The 218-nt window shown below is 63.8% G+C and carries 1 protein-coding gene; it reads left to right on the forward strand.

Annotated elements, in window-relative coordinates:
- The coding region (locus ACW5W7_RS21385; protein WP_456503011.1) for a hypothetical protein at window positions 1–218 on the forward strand (218 nt) is incomplete at both ends.

Consider the following 218-nt stretch of genomic DNA (forward strand, 5'->3'; position numbering starts at 1 on the left):
GGACGGCGTGCTGGACCAGCCGGTGGACAGCAACAGCGTCAATCTGGGGCTGCAGGTGCAGGGCACCGATTTTGACGGTGACCACAGCAACTTCGGCACCCTCAACATCACCATCACGGATGGCGCGCTGCCGAGCGTGGACGCCGTCTCCCTGCATCTGGTGGAAGACAGCGACTGGGGCGCGGCACAGAGCCTTTCCGGTCAGCTCAATATCACCG

The organism is Aeromonas intestinalis (assembly GCF_054052485.1).